This is a genomic window from Streptomyces sp. AgN23, from assembly GCF_001598115.1.
GTDB lineage: Bacteria > Actinomycetota > Actinomycetes > Streptomycetales > Streptomycetaceae > Streptomyces > Streptomyces antimycoticus.
Map to the genome: position 1 here is coordinate 6,078,711 of NZ_CP007153.1, position 20,760 is coordinate 6,099,470.

Here is a 20,760-nt window from a genome sequence, read left to right on the forward strand (position 1 = left end):
GCCCGGCGGGGGGACCGCCATGGGGCTAGCCCTACCGCATGGCGGACGGGCCGCCCGGGCGGGCGGCGGCAGGGCCTAGACTTCCCGTCCGTACGGATCGTCGAACACGCGGGGTCGACGAGGAGCAGGCAGGGACCGGAGACCAGGGAGCGAGGGGCGGACGTGCCGGAGGCGACGACCGTACACACCACGAGTGGCGCCGGCGTCCAGCTCGCGGACGGCTACTTCCAGGGCTATGCGGTGGTCGGACTGCTGGCGGCGATCGGCGTGATCTTCGTCGCCGTGGCCTTCGGGGCCGGGCGACTGCTGCGGCCGGTCGTGCCGACGCCCGAGAAGCTGCTGACCTACGAGTGCGGAGTGGACCCGGTGGGCGAGGGCTGGGCCCACACCCAGGTCCGTTACTACGTCTACGCTTTTCTGTATGTGATTTTCGCGGTGGACTCGATCTTCTTGTTCCCGTGGGCGACGGTCTTCGCGGCACCCGGCTTCGGGGCCGCCACGCTGGTGGAGATGTTCATCTTCCTCGGGTTCCTCGCCGTAGGTCTGCTGTACGCATGGAAGAAGGGCGTCCTGGAGTGGACGTGACACCGAACCCCACGCCGACACCGGCACCGTCCGCCGCGCCGGTCCCCGCCGCCGCTCCGGTGGACCTGCCGGAGCCGCGCCGTCTCGGCACGCTGGCCCGGCTGGCTCCCGAGCCGATGAAGGTCGTCCTGAACTGGGGCCGCCGCTACAGCCTGTGGGTCTTCAACTTCGGGCTCGCCTGCTGCGCGATCGAATTCATCGCCGCGTCGATGGCCCGCCACGACTTCATCCGGCTCGGCGTGATCCCCTTCGCGCCGGGGCCGCGCCAGGCCGACCTGATGGTCGTCTCCGGCACGGTCACGGACAAGATGGCGCCCGCGGTCAAGCGGCTGTACGAGCAGATGCCGGAGCCGAAGTACGTGATCTCCTTCGGGGCCTGCTCGAACTGCGGCGGCCCCTACTGGGACTCGTACGCCGTGACGAAGGGCGTCGACCAGATCATCCCCGTCGACGTCTATGTCCCCGGCTGCCCGCCCCGGCCTGAGGCGCTGCTGCAGGGCATCCTCAAGCTCCAGGAGAAGATCGCGCGCGAGTCGCTGAGCGAGCGCTATGCCGATTCCGGGCAGGGGCGCGGAGGCGCCGCGGCCACGGCGGCGGGCCGCCCGTCGGCGGCCGCGCTGCGCAGCGGGCTGGTCACGCCGCCGGGGCGGGAAGACACGACATGACCGAGCCGAACGAGCCGAACGAGACGCCGGAGCGGACCGGGGCGGCAGAGGCCGCAGAGGCCGAGCCCGCGGAGCTGGCGGAGCCCGCAGAGGTGGAGCCCGCTGCGGTGGCCGCGCCGCCTGTGGGCTGGCTGCCGCGTTCCGCCACCGAGCTGTTCGGCGAGGGCGCCACGGCGGAGGAGGCGTACGACCTGCTCACCGTCGACGTCCCCGCCGACTCCTGGATCGCGTCGCTGGACACGGCCCGCGACACCCTCGGCTGCACCTACTTCGACTGGCTGAGCGCGGTCGACGAGCCGGGCACCGGCTTCCGGGTAGCCGCGTACGTCGTCGCCCTCGGTGGGAGCGAGGGTGCGGGTGCGGCGGGGCGCGCGGTGCGCTGTCTGCTGGTGCGCACCACCGTGCCGCACGAGGCTGCCGCGCTGCCGACCGCGACCGGCGTCTACGCCGGGGCGGCCTGGCATGAGCGCGAGACCCACGAGATGTTCGGCATCGGCTTCACCGGCCACCCCGGTCTCGCGCCGCTGCTGCTCCCCGATGGCTTCGAGGGGCATCCGCTGCGCAAGGACTTCGTGCTGGCGGCCCGGGTCGTCAAGGCGTGGCCGGGCGCGAAGGAACCGGGGGAGTCGGGCACCGGCCACGGCCCCAAGCGCCGGCAGATGCTGCCGCCGGGCGTCCCCGACCCCAACGAATGGGGTCCTCTCAAGGGGCAGCTGCCCCCTGCCCCGGCCCGCCCGGCCCGCGGCGCCCGCGCGGCAGGCGCCGCCGCGGGCGACCGCCCCGCCCGCCGCACCCGCACCGCGACGGCCGGCTCCGCGAGCCAGCGCCCGGCGGGTGCGGAGCCGACGGCGGACGCCCCGAGTCCGGCGGCCGAGCGCCCGGCACGGCGCTCGCGCAGCGTGAGCGAGGGTTCGGCGAGCCAGCGCCCGGCGGGTGCGGAGCCGACGGCGGAGGCTCGGCCTCCGGCGGCCGAACGCCCTGCAGGCGCGGAGGCGGTGGGGGAGACTCCCGCTCCTGCGGCCGAGCGTCCGGTGGGTGCGGAGGCTCCGCGTCCGGTGGCGGAACGTCCGGCGCGGCGGTCCCGTAGCGTCGGCGAGGGTTCGGCGAGCCAGCGCCCGGCGGGTGCGGAGCCGACGGCGGAAGCCTCGGCCCCGGACGCCGCCGGTCGGCGGGCCGCGGCCGATGAGCCCTCGGCCGCCGCCGAGCCACCGGCGCCCGAAGCCCCCGCGGCCGATGACGCCCCCGCGACCGATGACGCCCCCGCGGCCGATGACGCCCCCGCGGCCGATGACGCCCCCGCGGCCGATGACGCCCCCGCGGCCGATGACGCCCCCGCGGCCGATGACGCCGCCGGGGCCGAGTCGCCCGCAGCCGTGTCCCCGGCGCACCCGCGCCGCCCCGCGCCGCGGACCCGCTCGTCCGATGCCCCCTGGCATCATGCGCGCCCCGCGCGGGACGAGGATGCCGAGTCTCCGCGCGAGCCGGAGGCGCCGAAAGCAGCGGAGGCCGAGGCGGACGGAGACGGACGCGGGGGCGAGACACCCGGTCCCGCCTCCGAGGCGCCCGACACCCCTGACGCCCCCGACTCCAACTCCGACGACCAGCCAGGAGGCACCGCGTGAACGACGTCCTCGACGTCGCGCTGCGACTGCTCGCCCTCCTGCTCGCCTTTCTCGTGCTGCCCCTGCTCGTGGGGCAGACCGAGCACAAGGTCATGGCCCATATGCAGGGCCGCCTCGGGCCGATGTACGCGGGCGGGTTCCACGGGTGGGCCCAGCTGGTCGCGGACGGGGTGAAGTTCGCGCAGAAGGAAGACGTCGTACCCACCGGCGCCGACCGGCGGATCTTCCAGCTCGCGCCCGCCGTCGCCCTGCTGCCGTATCTCCTCGTCCTCGTCGCGATCCCGGTCGGCCCCGCCGAGGGCGCCGTCGGCCAGGTCGTGGACGCGGGCATCTTCTTCGTGCTCGCCGTGATGGGCGTCGGGGTGCTGGGTTCGCTGATGGCGGGCTGGGCCTCGGCGAACAAGTTCTCCCTCCTCGGGGGCCTGCGTACGGCCGCCCAGCTCATGGCGTACGAGCTGCCGATGCTGCTCACCGCCGCCTCCGTGGCGATGGCGGCGGGCACGGTCTCGCTGCCCGGCATCCTCGAGGCGTTCGAGTGGTGGTGGGTGCCGTGGCAGGTCGTCGGCGGGGTGGTGTTCTTCACCGCCGGTCTCGCCGAGCTGCAGCGCCCGCCGTTCGACGCGCCGGTCGCCGACTCCGAGATCATCTTCGGTGCCTACACCGAGTACACCGGGCTGCGGTTCGCGCTCTTCCTGCTCGCCGAGTACGCGGGCATCGTCATCCTGTGCGGGCTGACCACCGTCCTGTTCCTCGGTGGCTGGCACGGTCCGTTCTCCGATGGCCTCGGCTGGCTGTGGACGCTGCTGAAGACGGCCGTCCTCGCCTTCGTCGTGATCTGGCTGCGGGTCAGCTATCCGCGGTTGCGCGAGGACCAGTTGCAGCGGTTCGCCTGGACCTGCCTCATTCCGCTCTCACTGGCCCAGATCGCCCTCACCGGCGTTGTCAAGGTGGTGATCTCCTGATGGGCATCCCCGGATCCGGCCTGGCCAAGGGCCTGGCCGTCACCCTCCGCACGATGACGCGGAAGTCGCACACCGCGCAGTATCCGGACGCGCAGCCCGAGCTGCCGCCCCGCACCCGCGGGGTGATCGGGCTGTTCGAGGAGAACTGCACGGTCTGCATGCTGTGCGCCCGCGAATGCCCGGACTGGTGCATCTATATCGACTCGCACAAGGAGACCGTCCCCCCGGCCGCCCCGGGCGGGCGCGAGCGCAGCCGCAATGTGCTGGACCGGTTCGCGATCGACTTCGCCCTGTGCATGTACTGCGGTATCTGCATCGAGGTGTGTCCTTTCGACGCGCTCTTCTGGTCGCCGGAGTTCGAGTACGCGGAGGAGGACATCCGCGATCTCACTCATGAGCGGGACAAGCTCCGCGAGTGGATGTGGACGGTGCCCGCGCCGCCCGCGCTGGACCCGCGTGCGGAGGAGCCCAAGGAGATCGGCGCCGCCCGTAAGGCCGCCGATAAGCTCGCCGCCGCGGAAGCCGCGGCCGCCGCCGAGGCGGAACGCGCCTCCGGCACGAGGGACGGGACCGACGGACCTCACGCGACCAACGGGCCCAACGGGAACAACGCGACCGACGAGCCCAACGCGAGCGGCGGCACCCACACCACCGACGGATCCGACGGAAACGGAGCCGCCACGTGAGTCCCGCGGTCCATCTGGCCGCCACCGGCCACGGGTTCCTGTCGCCGACCGGCGTCGAGATCGCCTTCCTGCTGGTGGGCATCGCGACCCTCGGCGCGGCCGTCCTCACCGTCACCACCAAGCAACTGGTGCACGCCGCCCTGTGGCTGGTGGTGGCGCTCGGCGGCATCGCCGTGGAGTACCTCCTGCTCACGGCGGAGTTCATCGCCTGGGTGCAGGTGCTGATCTATGTCGGCTCCGTCGTCGTCCTCCTCCTCTTCGGGCTGATGCTCACCAAGGCGCCCATCGGCCCCTCCCCGGACGCCGATTCGGGCAACCGACCGGCCGCGCTCGCGGTGGCCCTGGCCGCCGCGAGCGTCCTGGTGTGGGTGGTCGTGGACGCCTTCCGGACCACCTGGATCGAGCTCGACAAGGGCGTCCAGGGCTCCACCGCCGTCTCCGGTGAGAGCCTCTTCCGCCACTGGGTGCTGCCGTTCGAGGCGCTGTCCGTGCTTCTCCTCGCCGCGCTCGTGGGCGCGATCGTCCTGTCCCGTAAGACCGCCGAACCGCGGGACGCCCTGAGCGGCAAGGAGAAGCGCTGATGCATCTCGCCTACCCCGCCGTGCTCGCCGTCCTCCTCTTCTGCACCGGCCTGTACGGCGTCCTCGCCCGCCGCAACGCGATCCTGGTGCTGATGTCGGTCGAGCTGATGCTCAACGCCGTCAACCTCAACCTCGTCGCCTTCGACGTCTGGCTCCGCGACACCCTGCACGCGGGCCAGGCACTGACCCTCTTCACCATCGCCATCGCCGCCGCCGAGATCGGCATCGGCCTCGCCATCGTCCTCCTCGTCCACCGCAACCGCGGCACCGCCGACGTCGACAAGCTCCGGGACCTGGCCGACCCCCCGTCGGACGGCCAGGACCCGATGGACGACAGCATGGCAGCCCCCACTGACAACGACGCCGACCAGGCACGACGCGCCCGGAGGCAGACCGCGTGACGACCACGACCGCCGCCGTTCTCGTCCCCCTCCTGCCCTTCCTCGGCGCCGCCGCCGGGCTTCTGCTGGGCCGCCGCGCCCCCGGTTTCGTCCGCCCCCTCGCGGTGCTGCCGACCCTCGCCGCGGCCGGTCTCGCCGTGCTTGTCGCCGTACGGCAGGGCGGGGGAGCGGGTGGCGGTACGGCCCCGCTCACCGCCGCGACCCGGCTCGCCGACACCGGCTCGGTCCCCATTGACCTCGCCCTGCAGGTCGACGGGTTCGCCGCCCTGGTCGCGGTCCTCGTCGCCGTCGTCGCCTGCTGTGTGCAGATCTACTCGACCGGCTATCTGCGGGACGATCCCCGCTACCCCTCCTACGCCGCGCTCGTCTCCCTTTTCACCGCCGCGATGCTCCTGGTCGTCTACGCCGACGACCTGATCGTGTTGCTCATCGGCTGGGAGATCATGGGCATCTGCTCGTACTTCCTGGTGGGCCACTACTGGGAGACCGCGGCCGCGCGCTCGGCGTCCCTGAAGGCGTTCCTGGTCACCAAGCTCGGCGACGTCCCGTTCCTGATCGGCATCTTCGCGCTCGCGGGCGACACCGGCACGTTCCGCATCAGCGAGATCCACACCCGGCTGACCTCCGAGACCGCCGGGGTGCCACTGGACCACCCCACCCTGATCGCGCTGCTGCTGCTGGCCGGGGTCGCGGGCAAGTCCGCGCAGTTCCCGCTGCACACCTGGCTGCCGGACGCGATGGCCGGCCCCACACCGGTCTCCGCGCTGATCCACGCGGCCACCATGGTCGCCGCCGGTGTCTTTGTGGTGGCCCGGCTGCTGCCCGTCTTCGCCTCCTCCGCCGCCGCGCTCGCCGTACTGGCCGCCATGGCGGCCGTGACGATGGTCGGCTCGGCGCTCGCCGCGCTCGCCCAGGACGACATCAAGCGCGTCCTCGCCTACTCGACCGTCGGTCAACTCGGCTATATGACGGGCGCGCTGGCCGTCGACGACCGCGGCGCAGCCGTCTTCCACCTCATCACCCACGGCGCGTTCAAGGCGCTGCTCTTCCTCGGCGCGGGCGTGGTGATCCACGCCGCGGGCAGCAACTCCCTCGCCGCCATGTCCCGGATGAGCGGCCTCTCCCAGCGCATCCCCGACGCCTTCTGGACGATGACGGTCGCGCTGCTCGCGCTCGCCGCCATCCCGCCCTTCGCGGGCTTCTTCTCCAAGGAGGCCGTCCTCGGCACGGCCGAGCACGCCGCGACCGGGCATACCCCCGGCGTCCCGACGGGCGTCGGCTGGACCGTCCTCCTCGCCGGTCTCCTTACCGCGCTCCTCACCGCGGGATACGCGGCCCGGCTGTGGCTGCTCGCCTTCCGCGGCCGGGGCGAGCCCGTCCCCGACCACGGCAAGCAGCCGGTGGCCATGAACGTCGTCCTGTGGGTGCTGTTCATCCCCACGGCCGCACTCGGCCTCGCCTACGGCACGCTGCCCGACTGGTTCGACGGCGAGACGCTCACCCCGACCCTCGCCACCTCCGTCCTCGGCACCGGGTCGGCCCTGGTCGGCGTCCTCGTCATGTACGGCGCCTGGCGGCACCGCTCGGCCCGGGCCGCCCGCGTCCCGCTCGGCGCGGTGGCCGCCCACCCCGAGGCCGCCGACGCCGTCTCCGAGGCCGAGGCCATCGCCACCCACGAGGCGGCCTACGGCTCCATCGCGGGCGCCAGCGACCCCGCCGACCCCGGGCGGCTGCTCCTGGGCCCGCTGCACCGCCACGCGGCCGTCGGCTTCCACCTCGACGCCGTCTACAGCGCCCTGTTCGTCCGGCCCGTGCGGGCCGCCGCCCGACTCGTCCGCTTCCTCGACCGCGAGGTCGTCGAGACGTACGTACGCGGCGCGGGCGGTGCGCCCCGCCTGCTCGGCGCGGCCGTCCGCCGCGCCCAGACCGGCAATGTGCAGACCTACCTCGGCGCGCTGCTCGCGGGCTCCCTCGTCCTGGCCGTGGCCGCCGTCCTCGTCGCAGCGGGAGCCTGACCCGTGAACCACACCGTCCAGCAACTCCTCCTCGCCGCCCTGGTCGTGCTCCCCCTGCTCGGCAGCGCCGCCGCCCTGCTCCCGGCCCCGCCCGGGCTGCGCGGCCGCGGGCCGGACCAGGCCGTGCTGCGCCACGGCGTGACCGTCACCGGAGTGGTGCTCGCCGCCGCCATCGCCCTGGCCGCCGGTTTCGACCACGACCACCCGGCCAGGATGCAGGCCCAGACGGACATCGGCTGGATCCCGGCGCTGGACATCCGCATCCACCTGGGCGTGGACGGCGTCTCGCTGCCGCTGCTCGTGCTGACCGCGCTGCTGACCTTCCTCAGCGCCCTCTACGCCTACTTCAACCGGCCCTCCGGGCCGTCCCCCAAGGCCTTCGTCGCGCTGCTGCTGCTCCTCGAATCCGGCACCCTGGCCAGCTTCGCGGTGCTGGACCTGATGCTGTTCTTCCTGGCGTTCGAGATGGTCCTCATCCCGATGTACTTCCTCATCAACCGGTGGGGCAGCGGCGAACGCGAGCGCGCCGCCTGGCGGTTCATCCTCTACACGCTGCTCGGCTCCGTCGTCATGCTGCTCGGCCTCCTTCTCGTCGGACTGGGGGGCGGCACCTTCGACATGGTGGCACTCGCCACCACTGCATCCGACAGCGCCTCCGGCGCGGGGGGCTCCGAGCTCAGCCACACCACCCAGCTGATCGCGGCCCTCGCCATCATCGTCGGACTCGCCGTCAAGGCCCCCATGTGGCCGCTGCACAGCTGGCTGCCCGACGCCCATACCGCCGCCCCCACCGTCGGCTCGGTGCTGCTGGCGGGCGTGCTGCTCAAGATGGGCACGTACGGGCTGGTCCGCATCGTGCTGCCGATGACCCCCGGGGCGGCCCACACCTACGCGCCCTACCTCGCCGCGTTCGCCGTGGTCGGCATCATCTACGGATCGCTCGCCTGCCTCGCCCTGGCCCGCACCGGCGCCAAGGGCGACCTCAAGCGCCTGATCGCCTACTCCTCCGTCGGCCATATGGGCTTCGTGCTGCTGGGTATCGCGACCCTCACCCCCACCGGGGTGAACGGCGCGCTCTTCGCCAACATCGCCCACGGCCTGATCACCGGCCTGCTCTTCTTCCTCGTCGGCGCCCTCAAGGACCGCTCCGGCACCACCGACCTCGACCAGCTCGCGGGCACCAGCGGCGCCGCCCTGTACGGCAGGGCGCCGCGCCTGGGCGGACTGCTCGCCTTCGGCGCCGTGGCCTCCCTGGGCCTGCCCGGACTCGCCGGGTTCTGGGGCGAGATGCTCGCCATGTTCGGCGCCTTCGACCCCGCGGACGGGCTCAGCCGCCCGGCGTATCTCACCTATATGGCGCTCGCCGGCCTCGGCACCCTGCTCACCGCCGCCTACATGCTCATCGTCGTACGGCGCGTCTGCATGGGCGACCATCCGATCGAGCCCCGCATCGGCACCGAGCCCGAGCGGCCCGCCCTCGCCGACGTCCACGGCCATGAACTCGCCGCCTGGAGCCCCTTGGTGGCCCTCACCGTCCTCGCCGGACTGTGGCCCGCGGCCCTCCTCGGCCTCACCGACCCGGCCGTGCAGCAGCTCCTCGCGGGAGGCAACCGATGACTGCGAACGCCACGAGCCTGGCCACCAGCCTCGTCCAGTCCGTCGACTGGCTCGCCGTCGCACCGCCCACCATCGCGGCCCTGGCCGGCCTCGCCGTCCTCGTCGCGGACCTCTTCCTGCCCGAGCGCAGGAAGCATCTGCTGGGCTGGGGAGCGATAGCGGGACTGGCCCTGGCCGTACTCGCCCTGCTGCCGCTGCTGGACGGCGACCGCTCCACCTTCTGCCTGACCAGCGGCGCCCACGCCTGCAGCTACACGGCCGACACCTTCGCCCTCGTCATCCAGTTCCTCGTGCTCGGCGGGGCGCTGCTCACCGGGCTGCTGTCCTTCAGCTCTCTCGACGACCTCAAACTTCCCGCGGGCGAATTCTGGTTCCTGCTGCTGTCCTCGGCCGCCGGGGCGGCCCTGCTGCCCGCCTCCCGCGATCTGGCGACCCTGGTCATCGCCCTCGAAGTGGCCTCGCTCCCGGCCTTCGCCCTGGTGGGCCTGCGCCGCGGCGACCGCCTGTCCTCCGAGGCCGCGCTGAAGTTCTTCCTCTCCTCGGTCACCGCGACCGCCGTGATGCTGCTCGGCGTCAGCTTCGTCTACGCCGCCACCGGCAGCCTCCATCTGTCCCGGATCGCGGATGCCCTCACCCATGTCGACCCACGGCTCGACACGCTCGCCCAGGCGGGGGTCGTGCTCACCCTGGTGGGCTTCGCGTTCAAGACCGCCGCCGTGCCCTTCCACTTCTGGGTGCCCGACACCTACGTCGGCGCCCCCGTGCCCGTCGCGGCGTATCTGTCCGTCGTCGGTAAGGCGGTCGGCTTCTCCGGCCTCATCCTGGTGACCGTCCTCGCCTTCCCCTCCTACGCCGATGTGTGGGGCCCGGCCGTCGCCGTCCTGGCCGCCCTCACCATGACCGCGGGGAACGCCGCGGCGCTGCGCCAGCGCCCGGAGCGCGCCTTCAGCGCCGTACGCCTGCTCGCCTGGTCCTCCGTCGCCCAAGCGGGCTATCTGCTGGTCCCGATCGCCGCGGCCGGCTACGCCGACTCCGGCAAGGACGCCTCCCGCGCCATCGGCTCCACCGTCGCGTACGCCCTGATGTACGCGGCCGTGAACCTCGGCGCGTTCGCCGTGGCCGCCCTGGTGGCCCGTACGAGCCCGGCCAACCGCCTCACCGACTACCGCGGGCTGTACGCGGCCCGCCCGGCCGCCGCCCTGGCCCTGGCCTTCTTCCTGCTGTGCCTGGCCGGGCTGCCCCCGGGCGTCATCGGGCTCTTCGCGAAGGTGACCGTCTTCTCGGCGGCCGTGGACGCGGGGCTGGGCTGGCTCGCGGTGGTGATGGCGCTCAACGTGGTCGTAGCGCTCTACTACTACCTCCAGTGGACGGCGGTGCTCTTCCGCGCCCCCGAGCCCGCCGCCGGGGCGGAGCCCGCACCCGCGGCCGGGGCGGCCGTCGCCCGCCCGCGCGCCGTTCCCCTTACGGCCGCCATCGGCCTCACCGCGGTCATCGGCATCGCCCTCTCCGGCGCCCCGCAGCTCGTCCTGCGGTTCGCCTCGGAGAGCCTGCTGTAACCGCTCCCGCGATGCTGTAACCGCTCCCGTCCCCGCGTCCGCTCCCGCCTCACGGCTGCCATGGGCCTCAACGCGGGCCGCGCGGCCGCACCCGTGTGCACAAGGGAACTGGTGCCCTTCGCCTGGCGTTGACTTTTTCAGGAGGGTCCACTGGAAGGTGGAGACACCAGGCAAAGCGTTCCCCTGCGGCACAACGGGAGGGCACACAGTGCACCGCCGGCACAACGGGCTGAAGACCGCCGTACTCCTCGGTGGTCTGTCCGCGATCATCATCCTCATCGGCAGTCTCTTCGGCCGTACCGGGCTGATCATCGCGGTCGTCGTCGCACTCGGGACCAACGCGTACGCCTACTGGAACAGTGACAAGCTGGCCCTGCGCGCGATGCGCGCCCGCCCCGTCAGCGAGTTCGAGGCACCGGGGCTGTACCGGATGGTGCGCGAGCTCTCCACGGCCGCGCGCCAGCCGATGCCCCGGCTCTACATCTCGCCGACCGAGGCCCCCAACGCCTTCGCGACCGGCCGCAACCCCCGTAACGCGGCGGTCTGCTGCACGGACGGCATTCTGCGGCTGCTGGACGAGCGCGAGCTGCGCGGGGTCCTCGGCCATGAGCTCAGCCATGTCTACAACCGCGACATCCTGATCTCCTCGATCGCGGGCGCGCTCGCCAGCGTCGTCATGTTCCTGGTGAACTTCGCCTGGCTGATCCCGATGGGCCGGTCCGACGACGACGAGGGCCCCGGCTTCGTCGGCTTGCTGCTGATCATGCTTCTCGGCCCGCTCGCGGCCTCCATCATCCAGCTCGCCGTGAGCCGCTCCCGCGAATACGAGGCCGACGCCTCCGGCGCCCAGCTCACCGGCGACCCCCTGGCCCTCGCCAGCGCCCTGCGCAAGCTCGAAGCCGGTACGAAGCAGCTTCCGCTGCCGCCCGAGCCCCGTCTGGAGACCGCCAGTCACCTGATGATCGCCAACCCGTTCCGGGCCGGTGAGGGCATGGCCAAGCTCTTCTCGACCCACCCGCCCATGCGGGAGCGCATCGCCCGACTCGAGCAGATGGCAGGACACCAGCCGTGAAAACTCTCCTGAACCTCATCTGGCTGCTCTTCGCCGGCCTCTGGATGACGATCCTCTACGTCTTCGCCGGGGTGCTCCTCTTCCTGACGATCATCGGCATCCCCCTCGCGTTCGCCTCCTGGCGCATCGCCGGCTTCGCCCTGTGGCCCTTCGGCCGCACCGCCGTCCCCCGCCCCGGCGCCGGAGCCCCCTCCTGCGTCGGCAACGTCCTGTGGCTCATCCTCGCGGGCTGGTGGCTGGCGCTCGGCCACCTGCTCACCGGCGTCGCCCTCTGCATCACGATCATCGGCATCCCGCTGGGCCTGGCCAACTTCAAGCTCATCCCGATCTCCCTGGCCCCCCTCGGCGTCGACATCGTTTCCACCGATCAGCCCTTCGGCCACCGCTGACCTGCGCCCGCCGACAACGCCAGGGGCGGCACGGCCACGCCGCACCGCCCCTGCCGCACCGGTCCGAGTGCTGCCTACCGGTAGTTCACGAACTGCACCGCGAAGTCCAGGTCCTTGCCCTTGAGCAGGGCGATCACGGCCTGCAGGTCATCCCGGCTCTTGGAGGTCACCCGCAGCTCCTCGCCCTGCACCTGCGCCTTGACGCCCTTGGGCCCCTCATCGCGGATGATCTTGGCGACCTTCTTCGCGTTCTCCTGGGAGATCCCCTCCTGCAGCGAGGCGAAGATCTTGTACTCCTTGCCCGACGCCTGCGGCTCGCCCGCGTCCAGGGCCTTCAGCGAGATCCCGCGCTTGACCAGCTTGGACTGGAAGACGTCGAGGATCGCCTTGACCCGCTCCTCGGAGTTGGCTCGCATCTCGATCCGCTCGCCCGACCACTCGATCGAGGCGCCGACGTTTTTGAAGTCGTAGCGCTGGGAGATCTCGCGGCTCGCCTGGTTCAGAGCGTTGTCGACCTCCTGCCGCTCGACCTTCGAGACGATGTCGAAACTGGAGTCGGCCATCTTGAGTTGGCTCCTCGTACGTAGATCCGTCAGTGGCACGGCCCAGCGGACCGCTCCAGCCAGCCTAGCGATCTCGGCCATGATCCAGAGGCGATCAACCGGGTGGCGAAGCACCCCCGCGCATCAGGTATTGTTTACGTCGTTGCCAGGGAGCAGCACCGCGAGAGCGGGGCACCTGGCCACATCCCAGGCGGTGTGCCCGAGTGGCCAATGGGAGCGGACTGTAAATCCGTCGGCTTAGCCTACCCAGGTTCGAATCCTGGCGCCGCCACACGAGGGAAACGGCCCCCGAGCTGCGACAACGCAGCCGGGGGCCGTTCTCGTCGGCGATTGGGGGATCACGCCCGGAATGGGCGGTCCATCCCACTGTGTCTCACTCAAGCTCGCGTGCTGACCACTGCGTGTGGGACATGTGCGGGGCAGGCCCAGGCCTCGTCCCCATCGCGATCCGGCGCATGCGTGGACCGTGGCCGAACTGGCATGTGCCGCCGCGGTGTCCCGGCCCACCCTGGCCGCCCGCTTCAAGGCCACGGTCGGCCGGGGGCCGCTGGAGTACCTCACGCGCTGGCGCATCGAGCTAGCGGCCCGGCAGCTGCGGGAGGGCGGCGGAAAACTCGCCGCCACCGCCCATACGGTGGGATACGGATCAGAAAGTGCCCTCAGCATCGCCTTCAAGAGGGTCGTGGGCGTGTCTCCCGGTGACTACCGCAAGCGTCCGATCTCCGGTGAGGACGGAACCCCGGACGGTCACGGGGACGGTTGACCGCCGCCCATCGCGCTCGTCCCGCTGGGGAGATGGCGCCTGTGCCCGCGCCGCTGGGCGGTGCGGTGCGGGCGGCCCGCTGTCACGCAGGTGCGCCAGTGCCGCTTCCAGGACCTGGCGGATGTCCTCGGGGAGCCGGCCGGAGTGCGGCCACCGGACGATCTGTTCGGCGATCAGGCGCACCTTGATGTTCGTGGTCTGGGACACGGTCCTGAGTACGCCCCAGCCCTGGTCCGGAAGCAGGCTCCCGTGCGTGATGGCCACACCGATGGCCTGGTCGATGACGGCGCGGGAGACCATCGCCTAGCGCAGCTGCGCGACTTCCTCCTCCAGGCCGACGATCCTCTTGAGCAGGTCATCCCTCTCGATCGCCACGTACTGCCTTTCGATCGGGAAGCGGGGGCGGCATCGGGGGACGGTGCCGCAGCCATCCACTCTCCAGAAGCGGGCCGGTCCGGGCCATCCCGCAAGCGCACACTCGGGCGGCGAGCGGGACAGAAAGCGAAGGCGCGGCGGCCGGGGGGTCAGCCGCGCAGTGTGGCGCTCGGGGACCTGCCGTAGGTCTCGCGGTACTGCTGACGTGCGCGGCGGCCGCGATGTCGGCCACGGTGAGGGGCTGGTCGGCGTGGTCGTCGATGTGGCTGAGCGCGCGCTGGAGCGTGCCGGGGTGGGCGTCGTTGCGGTCGGGGGCGGTGGGGTCGATGAGCGCGGTATTGGGGAAGGCCGCCAGTACGCTGCCGGCCAGGAGCTGGCTGACGGTGGCCCGGACCAGCGGCTGTTCGGCGATGGCGGGATCGGACAGGGCGTGGGTGCGCACAAAGCCGATGGTGTGCCGCAGATGCCCGGCGGCGGCCGCGGAGTGCGGTCGGTGCCCGGTCAGCCGGACCGGCTGTGGGGTGGCGCGCTGGTCGGTGGTGGCGGCGACCTCGTCCTCCGGTGCCCAAGCGATATCGTCACGAAGCACAAGATTACGGTCTGCCGACGGCCGGTCTCCTCCCTGCCGCCGTACGGGCGGCCGTCCGTCGTGGCACACCGCGGGCTCCGTACGGCCGCTCCTAGGGTGGTGACTCCCCCGTATCGGGACAGAGAGGGCGGATCGTGTTCAGGGGCTTCAAGAACTTCCTCATGCGTGGCGATGTCATCGTTGTCGCCGTCGGCCTGGTCACAGCACTGGCGTTCTCGACGCTGATCAAGGCGTTCACCGACTCCGTGATCAACCCGATCATCGCCCGGCTCCAGGGCGGCAAGGCGGTCGGGCTCGGCTGGCAGCTCGGCCAGGAGGGGAACAACGCGACCTACATCAACATCGGGTCGTTCATCGGCGCCCTGATCTACTTCATCATCTTCATGGCCGTCATCTACTTCCTGATCGTCATGCCGTACAAGTACACCCAGGCCCGCCGGGGTGCCGAGGTCTTCGGGGAGCCGGGCCCGGTCAAGACCTGCCCGGAGTGCCTCGCCGAGGACCTCCCGGAGGCGGCGCGCAAGTGCCGTTACTGCGGCTCGGACCAGCCACGCGTGGAGTAGCCGCCGGGCCGATCAGCCGCCGGGCCGCCCGCCCCGCCTACCGCGCCCCGTCGAGGTCCAGCTCCAGCATGCGGATCGCGTTGCCGCGGAGGATCTTGTACGTGGTCTCGGGGGAGAGCCCGGCCACGTGCTCGGCGGCGATGCGGCGGGTGTGCGGCCAGGTGGAGTCGACGTGGGGGTAGTCGGTCTCGAAGGTGGCGTTGTCCACGCCGATCGTGTCCAGCGAGGCGACCCCGTGCTTGTCGCGGAAGAAGCAGCAGTAGATCTGCCGGTAGTAGTACGTGGACGGCGGCTCGGGGATGAGGTCGCGGACGCCGCCCCAGGCGCGGTGCTCCTCCCAGACGTCGTCGGCGCGCTCCAGGGCGTAGGGGATCCAGCCCATCTGACCCTCGGCGTAGGCCAGCTTGAGGCGCGGGAAGGAGACCAGGACGCCGCTGAAGAGGAAGTCCATCATCGAGGCCATGGCGTTGTTGAAGCTCAGGGCCGCCTGGACGGCCGGCGGGGCGTCGGGGGAGGCGGCGGGCATCTGGGAGGAGGAGCCGATGTGCATGCACACGACCGTCCCCGTGGCCTCGCACTCGGCGAAGAAGGGGTCCCAGTAGCCGCTGTGGATGCTGGGGAGCCCGAGGTAGGTGGGGATCTCGCTGAAGGTCACCGCGCGGACGCCGCGGGCCGCGTTACGGCGGATCTCCTGGACGGCGAGGCCGACGTCCCACAGGGGGATCAGGCAGAGCGGGATGAGGCGGCCGCCGCTGTCGCCGCACCACTCCTCGACCATCCAGTCGTTGTACGCCCGGACGCAGGCCAGCCCGACCTCCTTGTCGTTCGCTTCGGCGAAGGTCTGGCCGCAGAAGCGGGGGAAGGTCGGGAAGCACAGTGACGCCTCGACATGGTTGAGGTCCATGTCGGCGAGGCGGTCCTTGGGGTCCCAGCAGCCGCGGCGCATCTGCTCGCGGGTGATGCCGTCGAGGGTCATCTCGTCGCGGGAGAAGCCGACGGCGGCGATGATCCGCTTGTAGGGGAAGAGATCGCCCTCGTAACTCCACCAGTCGGTGAGCTGGCCGTCCGGGTCGGTGGTGAACTTGTACTTGCCGCCGACGTAGGCGAGTTCGCCGATCCCGGCCGTCAGCGGCTTGGGGCCGCGGTCCCGGTACTTGGCGGGGAGCCAGGTCTCGAAGAGGTGCGCGGGCTCGATCACATGGTCATCGACGCTGATGACCCGAGGCAGCTCGGTCGTGCCGTTCGTCTCGTCGGTCATCTCGCCATCTCCCCGGTCTTCTCGTGGTGATCCTGTGACTCCATGAGATCTGACGGTTCGTCAGATTCTGGCGGCAGAGTAGGACGGATCGCTTCAACCAACAAGAGAAAGTCCCGTTTCCGCACCTACGTCCAGGGCACACGATGTGCGACAACCGGGAGGAAACGGTGAACGCATCGTCGATCGCACGCGGACTGGGTTCGGCAACGGGCACACGTACCCCACGCGAGGCGGGTAGCCGGGCCATCGAGGCGGCGGCCCGCTGGGGGCTGGCCACCCGGGGGGTGCTCTATCTGCTCATCGGCCTCCTGGCGCTGCGCATCGCCCTGGGCGACCACGGCGAGCAGGCCGACCGGGGCGGGGCCCTCCAGGTCCTCGCCCAGCAGCCGTTCGGCGCGGCGCTGGTCTGGGCGGTCGGCATCGGGCTGGTCTGCATGGCGCTGTGGCGGCTGTCCGAGGCGGTCTTCGGGGCCGCGGGGCCGGACGGGGGCGCGGCACGCAAGCGGCTGGCGGGGGCGGCCCGCGCGGTCTTCTACGGCGTCGTCGCGTACTCCGTGCTCTCCTTCGCCACCGGCGAGCGGGGCAGCGGCTCCAGCGACCGGCAGTCCCAGGACGTGACCGCCCGCGCGCTCGACCTGACGTACGGCCGGTGGCTGGTCGCCGCCGCCGGGGCCGCGGTGGCCGCGGCCGGGGTGTGGATCGCCGTACGGGCGCTGCGGCGCGGCTTCCGCAAGTACCTCAAGCTGGGCGCGATGTCCCGGCGGACGCGGCGGGCCGTGGAGGCGCTGGGGGTCTGCGGCGGGGTGGCCCGCGGGGCCGTCTTCGCGGTGGCGGGCGGCTTCGCGCTCTCGGCCGCCGTGCGCTACGACCCGGACAAGGCGAAGGGCATCGACGACACGCTGCGGACCTTCGCCGGGACGGCGGCGGGGCCCTGGCTGCTGATGGCGGTGGCGCTGGGGCTGGCGCTCTTCGGGGTGTTCTCGTTCGCGATGGCCCGGTGGCGCAGGGTCTGAGCGCGATTCTTGGTCATGTGTCCCTTGGTCTGGGCCCGGCCCCCGCGTCTCGCACGCCTCGCACGGATGTGCCCCGTAAGGCGGTCTTCCCCGGGGTTCCGGGCGCCGGGACCATCGGACGATGCCGACCGTGAAGCCCAACGTGCCGACCATGAAACCGCGCGCCCGTATAGCCGCCTTCGGGGCGGCCTTCGCCCTCGCCGCCACCCCCGTCGCCGCGTACGCCGCGCTGGACGACCCGCCCGCCGCCGCGGCCTCCGCCGCCGTGGACCGCGGTAAGCCCTACGTCGAGACCCGGCTCTTCTTCGGCACCGAGCGCCCCGACGGCGGGCCGCCCGTCACCGAGAAGCAGTTTCTGGCCTTCGTGGACCGGCAGATCACTCCGCGCTTCCCCGCCGGGCTGACGGTCCAGGACGGCCGGGGGCAGTGGCGGGACCAGAACGGGACGATCGAGCGGGAGCGCTCGTACGAGGTGATCCTGCTCTACCCGACGTCCGAGGCCCCGACGCAGGACCCGCGGATCGAACGGATCCGGGCGGCGTACGAGCGGCAGTACGCCCAGGAGTCCGTGGCCCGGGCCGATGCCCCGGCCCGGGTGGACTTCTGAGCCATCGGGCCGGAACCGGCTGACCGGCTGACCGGCCGCCCCCGGCCGTTCCCGCGCCTCAGCCCCGCTCGGCGGCGACCGCCGCCACCGCGTCCGCCACCGGCGTGCCGCCGTTGATCAGCTCCAGCGTGCGGCCCGCCGTACGGGGCTCGTCCAGCAGGGCGGTCAGGACCGCCGCCACATCGTCGCGGGTGATCTCGGCCCGGCCCGTGCGTTCGGCCAGCTTCACCCGGCCCGTGCCCGGGTCGTTCGTCAGCCGGCCCGGGCGCAGCACGGTCCAGTCGAGGCCGTCCCGGGCGCGGATGTCGTCGTCGGCCGCGGCCTTGGCGCGCAGATAGGCGGCGAAGACCGGGTCGGTTTCCGGCGGCGGCTGGTGGGACGCGCCCATCGAGGAGATGATCAGGAACCGCCGGGCCCCGGCCCGCTCGGCCGCGTCCGCGAAGAGCACCGCGGACCGGTGGTCGACGGTCTCCTTACGGGCGGCACCGCTGCCGGGGCCCGCGCCGGCCGCGAAGACGGCCGCGTCCGCGTTCTCCAGATGCTTGACCACGTCCTCCAGCGAGGCCGACTCGAGGTCGCAGACGACGGGCTCGGTGCCCGACGTCAGCAGGTCGCCCGCCTGTTCCGGCTTGCGGATGATGCCCGCCACTTCGTCTCCGCGCGCGGTGAGCAACTGCTCCAGCCGCAGTGCGATCTGTCCATGTCCACCAGCGATGACAATGCGCATGATCCCGACCGTACGCCGTGCGGCCTACTGTTGCTCGCCGCCGCTCTGCGACCGCGCCTGCCGGGGCAGATCCAGCGCCACCGCGGCCGCCGAGTCGCAGTACTCCCGCACCGCGCTGGTACGGGCCACCACCCGGCCCCGGTGCACCACGACCCTGCTGTACGCGAGCGAGAGCACCCCCGCGAGCCCGTCCCCGCGCACCGCGAGCAGCTCCGCCGGGAAACCGGCCTCCACCCGCACCTCGGCGAGCCCCATCGCGGCCCGCGCCCGCCCGCACACCGACTCGTACGCCTCCTCCGGCCGCAGCCCGCCCCGGGACGCCAGCAGAAAGGCGGCCTCCAGGGGATCGCCCCGGCCCACCGGATTGACCGCGTCCCGCAGCGCCCCGCTGCCCGCGGCCACCCGGACGCCCGCGGCGCGCAGCAGCCGCACCGGCGCGCAGGCGCAGGTGCCCGCTCCCCGCCTGCCCTGGTGCTCCAGCCCGGCGCAGTCGCCCTGGGGGAGGCAGACGACGGTCACCCCGGCCGCCGCCAGCCGCTCGGCGATCCTCCCCGCGCTCTCCAGGGGCAGCCGGGACAGCCCGCCGCAGGGGCCGATGGTGACGCCCGGCCGCAGGCCCCCGGCCATCGCCGCGAGCCGGGCGAGGCGGGCCGGGTCGTCACCGTCCGTGTGCAGATCGACCGCGCAGCCATGGCGGGCGGCGAGGTCGAGGACGGCCTCGGCGTGGCCGGTCGGATCCGGGTCGAGGTCGGGGCAGCCGCCGATGACCGACGCGCCCATCCCCACCGCATCCCGCAGCATCGCCAGACCGTCCGCCCCGGCGGCGCCGGTCAGCACCCGGGGCACCGCCACCGCGCTCAGCTCCGTGAGCCCGCGCAGGGTCCGGCCGGCCTCCAGGACGGCCTCCAGGGAGCGCAGCCCGTGCACCCCGCCGACGCGGACATGGGTGCGCAGCGCGGTCGCCCCGTGGCCCAGCTGGAGCAGCGCGGCCTCGACGGTGCGGCGCTGGATGTCCCCGGGGGCGTACGGGACCGGGCCCGCCATGTCGGCCGTAAGGGCGGTGTCGCAGTGGGCGTGCGGTTCGGCGGGGGCGGGCAGCAGCAGATAGCCGCCGAGGTCCAGCCGGGTGCCGGGGACGAGGCTGCCCGCCGTGCCCACGGCCTCGATCCGCCCGCCGCTGAGCCGGACGTCCACGGTGCGCCCGTCGGCGAGCCGGACGCCGCCGAGCACCAGAGCGGTGGGCTCGGGGGCCGCGCCGCCGTTCCTGGGCGGCTGCTGCGGCTGCTGCTGGCTCTCGGGCATCGCACTCCTGGGATTCGCAGGGCGTACGCGGGGCGCACAGGGGCGCGCGACGGTTGCGTGACGAGGTGCGGTGGCGGTGACGCCAGGGCGCCACGGGTACGCGCCGGGCACGCGAGGGGTAAGGCGACGAGCAACGCGCCGGGCATGCGTCGGATGCGTGCGCAGCCAAGATCACGCGGGTGCGATCCGAAGCCTAGGACGCGGTGGGGGCGGCTTCGCGGAGGAGCCGAATAGTCGTACCGGTGTGGTGCCTGAGCCCAGGGTGACGGGGGGCGATACGGATTTCACCTTCGGCGGCCGACCGTGTAATGTCTTCATCGCTCGCCCCAATAGCTCAGTCGGCAGAGCGTCTCCATGGTAAGGAGAAGGTCTACGGTTCGATTCCGTATTGGGGCTCTGATGTGTGAGGTTTCCCGTTCGGCTACGCTGAGTCGAGCGGGGAGTCACTCGCATCACAGCGGTGTAGCTCAGTCGGTAGAGCAAGCGGCTCATAATCGCTGTGTCACCGGTTCAAGTCCGGTCACCGCTACTGACAGTAGCCGATTGTGGGGTCGGTCCTTCGATCGGCTACTCTTTCTGCGTTAATCCTTTATCCGTTCGTCAAGGAGCACTCACGTGGCTGCCACCGACGTCCGCCCGAAGATCACGCTGGCCTGCGTGGAGTGCAAGGAGCGGAACTACATCACCAAGAAGAACCGGCGCAACGACCCGGATCGCCTTGAGATCAAGAAGCACTGCCCGCGTTGCAACGCGCACACCGCGCACCGTGAGACGCGATAGCAATAAGCTCTCATTCGAGGCCGCCCCCACTCGCGGGGGCGGCCTCGTTTCGTTGGTAATTCAATCGCA

Annotated in this window: 22 protein-coding genes, 3 tRNA genes and 1 pseudogene; 20 read left to right on the top strand and 6 right to left on the bottom strand. The window is 72.1% G+C overall.

Going from position 1 to position 20,760, the window contains the following annotated elements; translation table 11 throughout:
* Window positions 1-162 precede the first annotated feature (162 nt).
* The 12 genes from AS97_RS26315 (at window position 163) to AS97_RS26370 (ending at window position 12,151) form a co-directional block, all read left to right on the top strand.
* A complete protein-coding gene (locus AS97_RS26315; protein ID WP_059149010.1) occupies window positions 163-585 on the top strand; it encodes an NADH-quinone oxidoreductase subunit A in 423 nt (140 codons plus the stop codon).
* Complete coding sequence (locus AS97_RS26320; RefSeq protein WP_210565772.1) at window positions 576-1,250, top strand: NADH-quinone oxidoreductase subunit B; 675 nt, start codon at window positions 576-578, stop codon at window positions 1,248-1,250. Before AS97_RS26315 ends, AS97_RS26320 begins: the two co-directional genes overlap by 10 nt.
* Entirely contained in the window at window positions 1,247-2,872 is a 1,626-nt protein-coding gene (locus tag AS97_RS26325) for an NADH-quinone oxidoreductase subunit C (protein WP_210565773.1), read from the top strand. Before AS97_RS26320 ends, AS97_RS26325 begins: the two co-directional genes overlap by 4 nt.
* Window positions 2,869-3,834, top strand: a complete 966-nt coding sequence (locus AS97_RS26330; protein ID WP_059149007.1) for a complex I subunit 1 family protein — start codon at window positions 2,869-2,871, stop codon at window positions 3,832-3,834. Before AS97_RS26325 ends, AS97_RS26330 begins: the two co-directional genes overlap by 4 nt.
* Window positions 3,831-4,520 carry an NADH-quinone oxidoreductase subunit I gene (locus AS97_RS26335; RefSeq protein WP_247204829.1) on the top strand — a complete coding sequence of 230 codons (690 nt, stop codon included), beginning with the start codon at window positions 3,831-3,833 and terminating at the stop codon, window positions 4,518-4,520. The genes AS97_RS26330 and AS97_RS26335 overlap by 4 nt, the downstream gene beginning before the upstream one ends.
* Window positions 4,517-5,101 carry an NADH-quinone oxidoreductase subunit J gene (locus AS97_RS26340; RefSeq protein WP_059149005.1) on the top strand — a complete coding sequence of 195 codons (585 nt, stop codon included), beginning with the start codon at window positions 4,517-4,519 and terminating at the stop codon, window positions 5,099-5,101. Before AS97_RS26335 ends, AS97_RS26340 begins: the two co-directional genes overlap by 4 nt.
* Window positions 5,101-5,502 (top strand): NADH-quinone oxidoreductase subunit NuoK, encoded by a 402-nt coding sequence (gene nuoK / locus AS97_RS26345; RefSeq protein WP_059149004.1) that lies wholly within the window; start codon window positions 5,101-5,103, stop codon window positions 5,500-5,502. Before AS97_RS26340 ends, nuoK begins: the two co-directional genes overlap by 1 nt.
* Window positions 5,499-7,517: an NADH-quinone oxidoreductase subunit L gene (locus AS97_RS26350; protein WP_059149003.1), complete on the top strand. Its 2,019-nt coding sequence runs from the start codon at window positions 5,499-5,501 to the stop codon at window positions 7,515-7,517. The genes nuoK and AS97_RS26350 overlap by 4 nt, the downstream gene beginning before the upstream one ends.
* A gap of 3 nt (window positions 7,518-7,520) precedes the next feature.
* Window positions 7,521-9,134: an NADH-quinone oxidoreductase subunit M gene (locus AS97_RS26355; RefSeq protein WP_059149002.1), complete on the top strand. Its 1,614-nt coding sequence runs from the start codon at window positions 7,521-7,523 to the stop codon at window positions 9,132-9,134.
* On the top strand, window positions 9,131-10,690 hold the full coding sequence (locus AS97_RS26360) for an NADH-quinone oxidoreductase subunit N (protein ID WP_125760185.1): 1,560 nt from the start codon (window positions 9,131-9,133) through the stop codon (window positions 10,688-10,690). Before AS97_RS26355 ends, AS97_RS26360 begins: the two co-directional genes overlap by 4 nt.
* A gap of 208 nt (window positions 10,691-10,898) precedes the next feature.
* A complete protein-coding gene (gene htpX / locus AS97_RS26365; RefSeq protein WP_059149000.1) occupies window positions 10,899-11,762 on the top strand; it encodes a zinc metalloprotease HtpX in 864 nt (287 codons plus the stop codon).
* Window positions 11,759-12,151: a YccF domain-containing protein gene (locus AS97_RS26370; protein WP_059148999.1), complete on the top strand. Its 393-nt coding sequence runs from the start codon at window positions 11,759-11,761 to the stop codon at window positions 12,149-12,151. Before htpX ends, AS97_RS26370 begins: the two co-directional genes overlap by 4 nt.
* Before the next feature lie 74 nt (window positions 12,152-12,225).
* Here the strand turns inward: AS97_RS26370 and AS97_RS26375 are convergent, their stop codons facing one another.
* Window positions 12,226-12,714, bottom strand: a complete 489-nt coding sequence (locus AS97_RS26375; RefSeq protein WP_059148998.1) for a YajQ family cyclic di-GMP-binding protein — start codon at window positions 12,712-12,714, stop codon at window positions 12,226-12,228.
* A gap of 189 nt (window positions 12,715-12,903) precedes the next feature.
* Between AS97_RS26375 and AS97_RS26380 the strand changes: the two genes are divergently transcribed.
* Both AS97_RS26380 and AS97_RS26385 read left to right on the top strand, forming a co-directional pair.
* A tRNA-Tyr gene (locus AS97_RS26380) sits at window positions 12,904-12,985 on the top strand.
* 168 nt (window positions 12,986-13,153) lie between these two features.
* A pseudogene (locus AS97_RS26385) lies at window positions 13,154-13,477 on the top strand (AraC family transcriptional regulator); the annotation flags it as partial.
* On the opposite strand, the gene AS97_RS47655 reads toward AS97_RS26385, so the two are convergent.
* Both AS97_RS47655 and AS97_RS26395 read right to left on the bottom strand, forming a co-directional pair.
* Window positions 13,361-13,777, bottom strand: a complete 417-nt coding sequence (locus AS97_RS47655) for an ANTAR domain-containing protein (protein ID WP_247204493.1) — start codon at window positions 13,775-13,777, stop codon at window positions 13,361-13,363. The pseudogene AS97_RS26385 and the gene AS97_RS47655 sit on opposite strands and share 117 nt — an antisense overlap.
* Before the next feature lie 55 nt (window positions 13,778-13,832).
* On the bottom strand, window positions 13,833-14,441 hold the full coding sequence (locus AS97_RS26395) for a hypothetical protein (protein ID WP_210565775.1): 609 nt from the start codon (window positions 14,439-14,441) through the stop codon (window positions 13,833-13,835).
* A 134-nt stretch (window positions 14,442-14,575) separates the two neighbouring features.
* Between AS97_RS26395 and AS97_RS26400 the strand changes: the two genes are divergently transcribed.
* Entirely contained in the window at window positions 14,576-15,004 is a 429-nt protein-coding gene (locus AS97_RS26400; RefSeq protein WP_059148995.1) for an MscL family protein, read from the top strand.
* A gap of 37 nt (window positions 15,005-15,041) precedes the next feature.
* On the opposite strand, the gene AS97_RS26405 is transcribed toward AS97_RS26400, so the two are convergent.
* Window positions 15,042-16,262, bottom strand: coding sequence for an amidohydrolase family protein (locus AS97_RS26405; RefSeq protein ID WP_059148994.1), 1,221 nt, complete (start codon window positions 16,260-16,262; stop codon window positions 15,042-15,044).
* Between the two features lie 143 nt (window positions 16,263-16,405).
* Here AS97_RS26405 and AS97_RS26410 point away from each other — a divergent pair, with 143 nt between their 5' ends.
* Both AS97_RS26410 and AS97_RS26415 read left to right on the top strand, forming a co-directional pair.
* Complete coding sequence (locus AS97_RS26410) at window positions 16,406-17,275, top strand: DUF1206 domain-containing protein (protein WP_247204494.1); 870 nt, start codon at window positions 16,406-16,408, stop codon at window positions 17,273-17,275.
* 121 nt (window positions 17,276-17,396) lie between these two features.
* On the top strand, window positions 17,397-17,882 hold the full coding sequence (locus AS97_RS26415; protein ID WP_210565776.1) for a DUF3574 domain-containing protein: 486 nt from the start codon (window positions 17,397-17,399) through the stop codon (window positions 17,880-17,882).
* 58 nt (window positions 17,883-17,940) lie between these two features.
* Here the strand turns inward: AS97_RS26415 and AS97_RS26420 are convergent, their stop codons facing one another.
* Window positions 17,941-18,609, bottom strand: a complete 669-nt coding sequence (locus AS97_RS26420) for an NAD(P)H-binding protein (RefSeq protein ID WP_210565777.1) — start codon at window positions 18,607-18,609, stop codon at window positions 17,941-17,943.
* A gap of 24 nt (window positions 18,610-18,633) precedes the next feature.
* Window positions 18,634-19,911: an amidohydrolase family protein gene (locus AS97_RS26425; protein ID WP_210565778.1), complete on the bottom strand. Its 1,278-nt coding sequence runs from the start codon at window positions 19,909-19,911 to the stop codon at window positions 18,634-18,636.
* A gap of 323 nt (window positions 19,912-20,234) precedes the next feature.
* Between AS97_RS26425 and AS97_RS26430 the strand changes: the two genes are divergently transcribed.
* The 3 genes from AS97_RS26430 (at window position 20,235) to rpmG (ending at window position 20,691) form a co-directional block, all read left to right on the top strand.
* Window positions 20,235-20,307, top strand: a tRNA-Thr gene (locus AS97_RS26430).
* A 60-nt stretch (window positions 20,308-20,367) separates the two neighbouring features.
* Window positions 20,368-20,440: transfer RNA gene (locus AS97_RS26435), tRNA-Met, on the top strand.
* 86 nt (window positions 20,441-20,526) lie between these two features.
* On the top strand, window positions 20,527-20,691 hold the full coding sequence (gene rpmG, locus AS97_RS26440) for a 50S ribosomal protein L33 (RefSeq protein ID WP_009715907.1): 165 nt from the start codon (window positions 20,527-20,529) through the stop codon (window positions 20,689-20,691).
* Window positions 20,692-20,760 lie beyond the last annotated feature (69 nt).

What these genes read in the sequence shown, in the direction of transcription:
- nuoK (WP_059149004.1), top strand. Translation starts at nt 5,101, where the DNA reads ATGCATCTCGCCTACCCCGCCGTGCTCGCCGTCCTCCTCTTCTGCACC.
- AS97_RS26420 (WP_210565777.1), bottom strand. Translation starts at nt 18,609, where the DNA reads ATGCGCATTGTCATCGCTGGTGGACATGGACAGATCGCACTGCGGCTG.
- AS97_RS26375 (WP_059148998.1), bottom strand. Translation starts at nt 12,714, where the DNA reads ATGGCCGACTCCAGTTTCGACATCGTCTCGAAGGTCGAGCGGCAGGAG.
- AS97_RS26425 (WP_210565778.1), bottom strand. Translation starts at nt 19,911, where the DNA reads ATGCCCGAGAGCCAGCAGCAGCCGCAGCAGCCGCCCAGGAACGGCGGC.
- AS97_RS26415 (WP_210565776.1), top strand. Translation starts at nt 17,397, where the DNA reads ATGCCGACCGTGAAGCCCAACGTGCCGACCATGAAACCGCGCGCCCGT.
- AS97_RS26325 (WP_210565773.1), top strand. Translation starts at nt 1,247, where the DNA reads ATGACCGAGCCGAACGAGCCGAACGAGACGCCGGAGCGGACCGGGGCG.
- AS97_RS47655 (WP_247204493.1), bottom strand. Translation starts at nt 13,777, where the DNA reads ATGGTCTCCCGCGCCGTCATCGACCAGGCCATCGGTGTGGCCATCACG.
- AS97_RS26405 (WP_059148994.1), bottom strand. Translation starts at nt 16,262, where the DNA reads ATGACCGACGAGACGAACGGCACGACCGAGCTGCCTCGGGTCATCAGC.
- AS97_RS26410 (WP_247204494.1), top strand. Translation starts at nt 16,406, where the DNA reads ATGTGCGACAACCGGGAGGAAACGGTGAACGCATCGTCGATCGCACGC.
- AS97_RS26360 (WP_125760185.1), top strand. Translation starts at nt 9,131, where the DNA reads ATGACTGCGAACGCCACGAGCCTGGCCACCAGCCTCGTCCAGTCCGTC.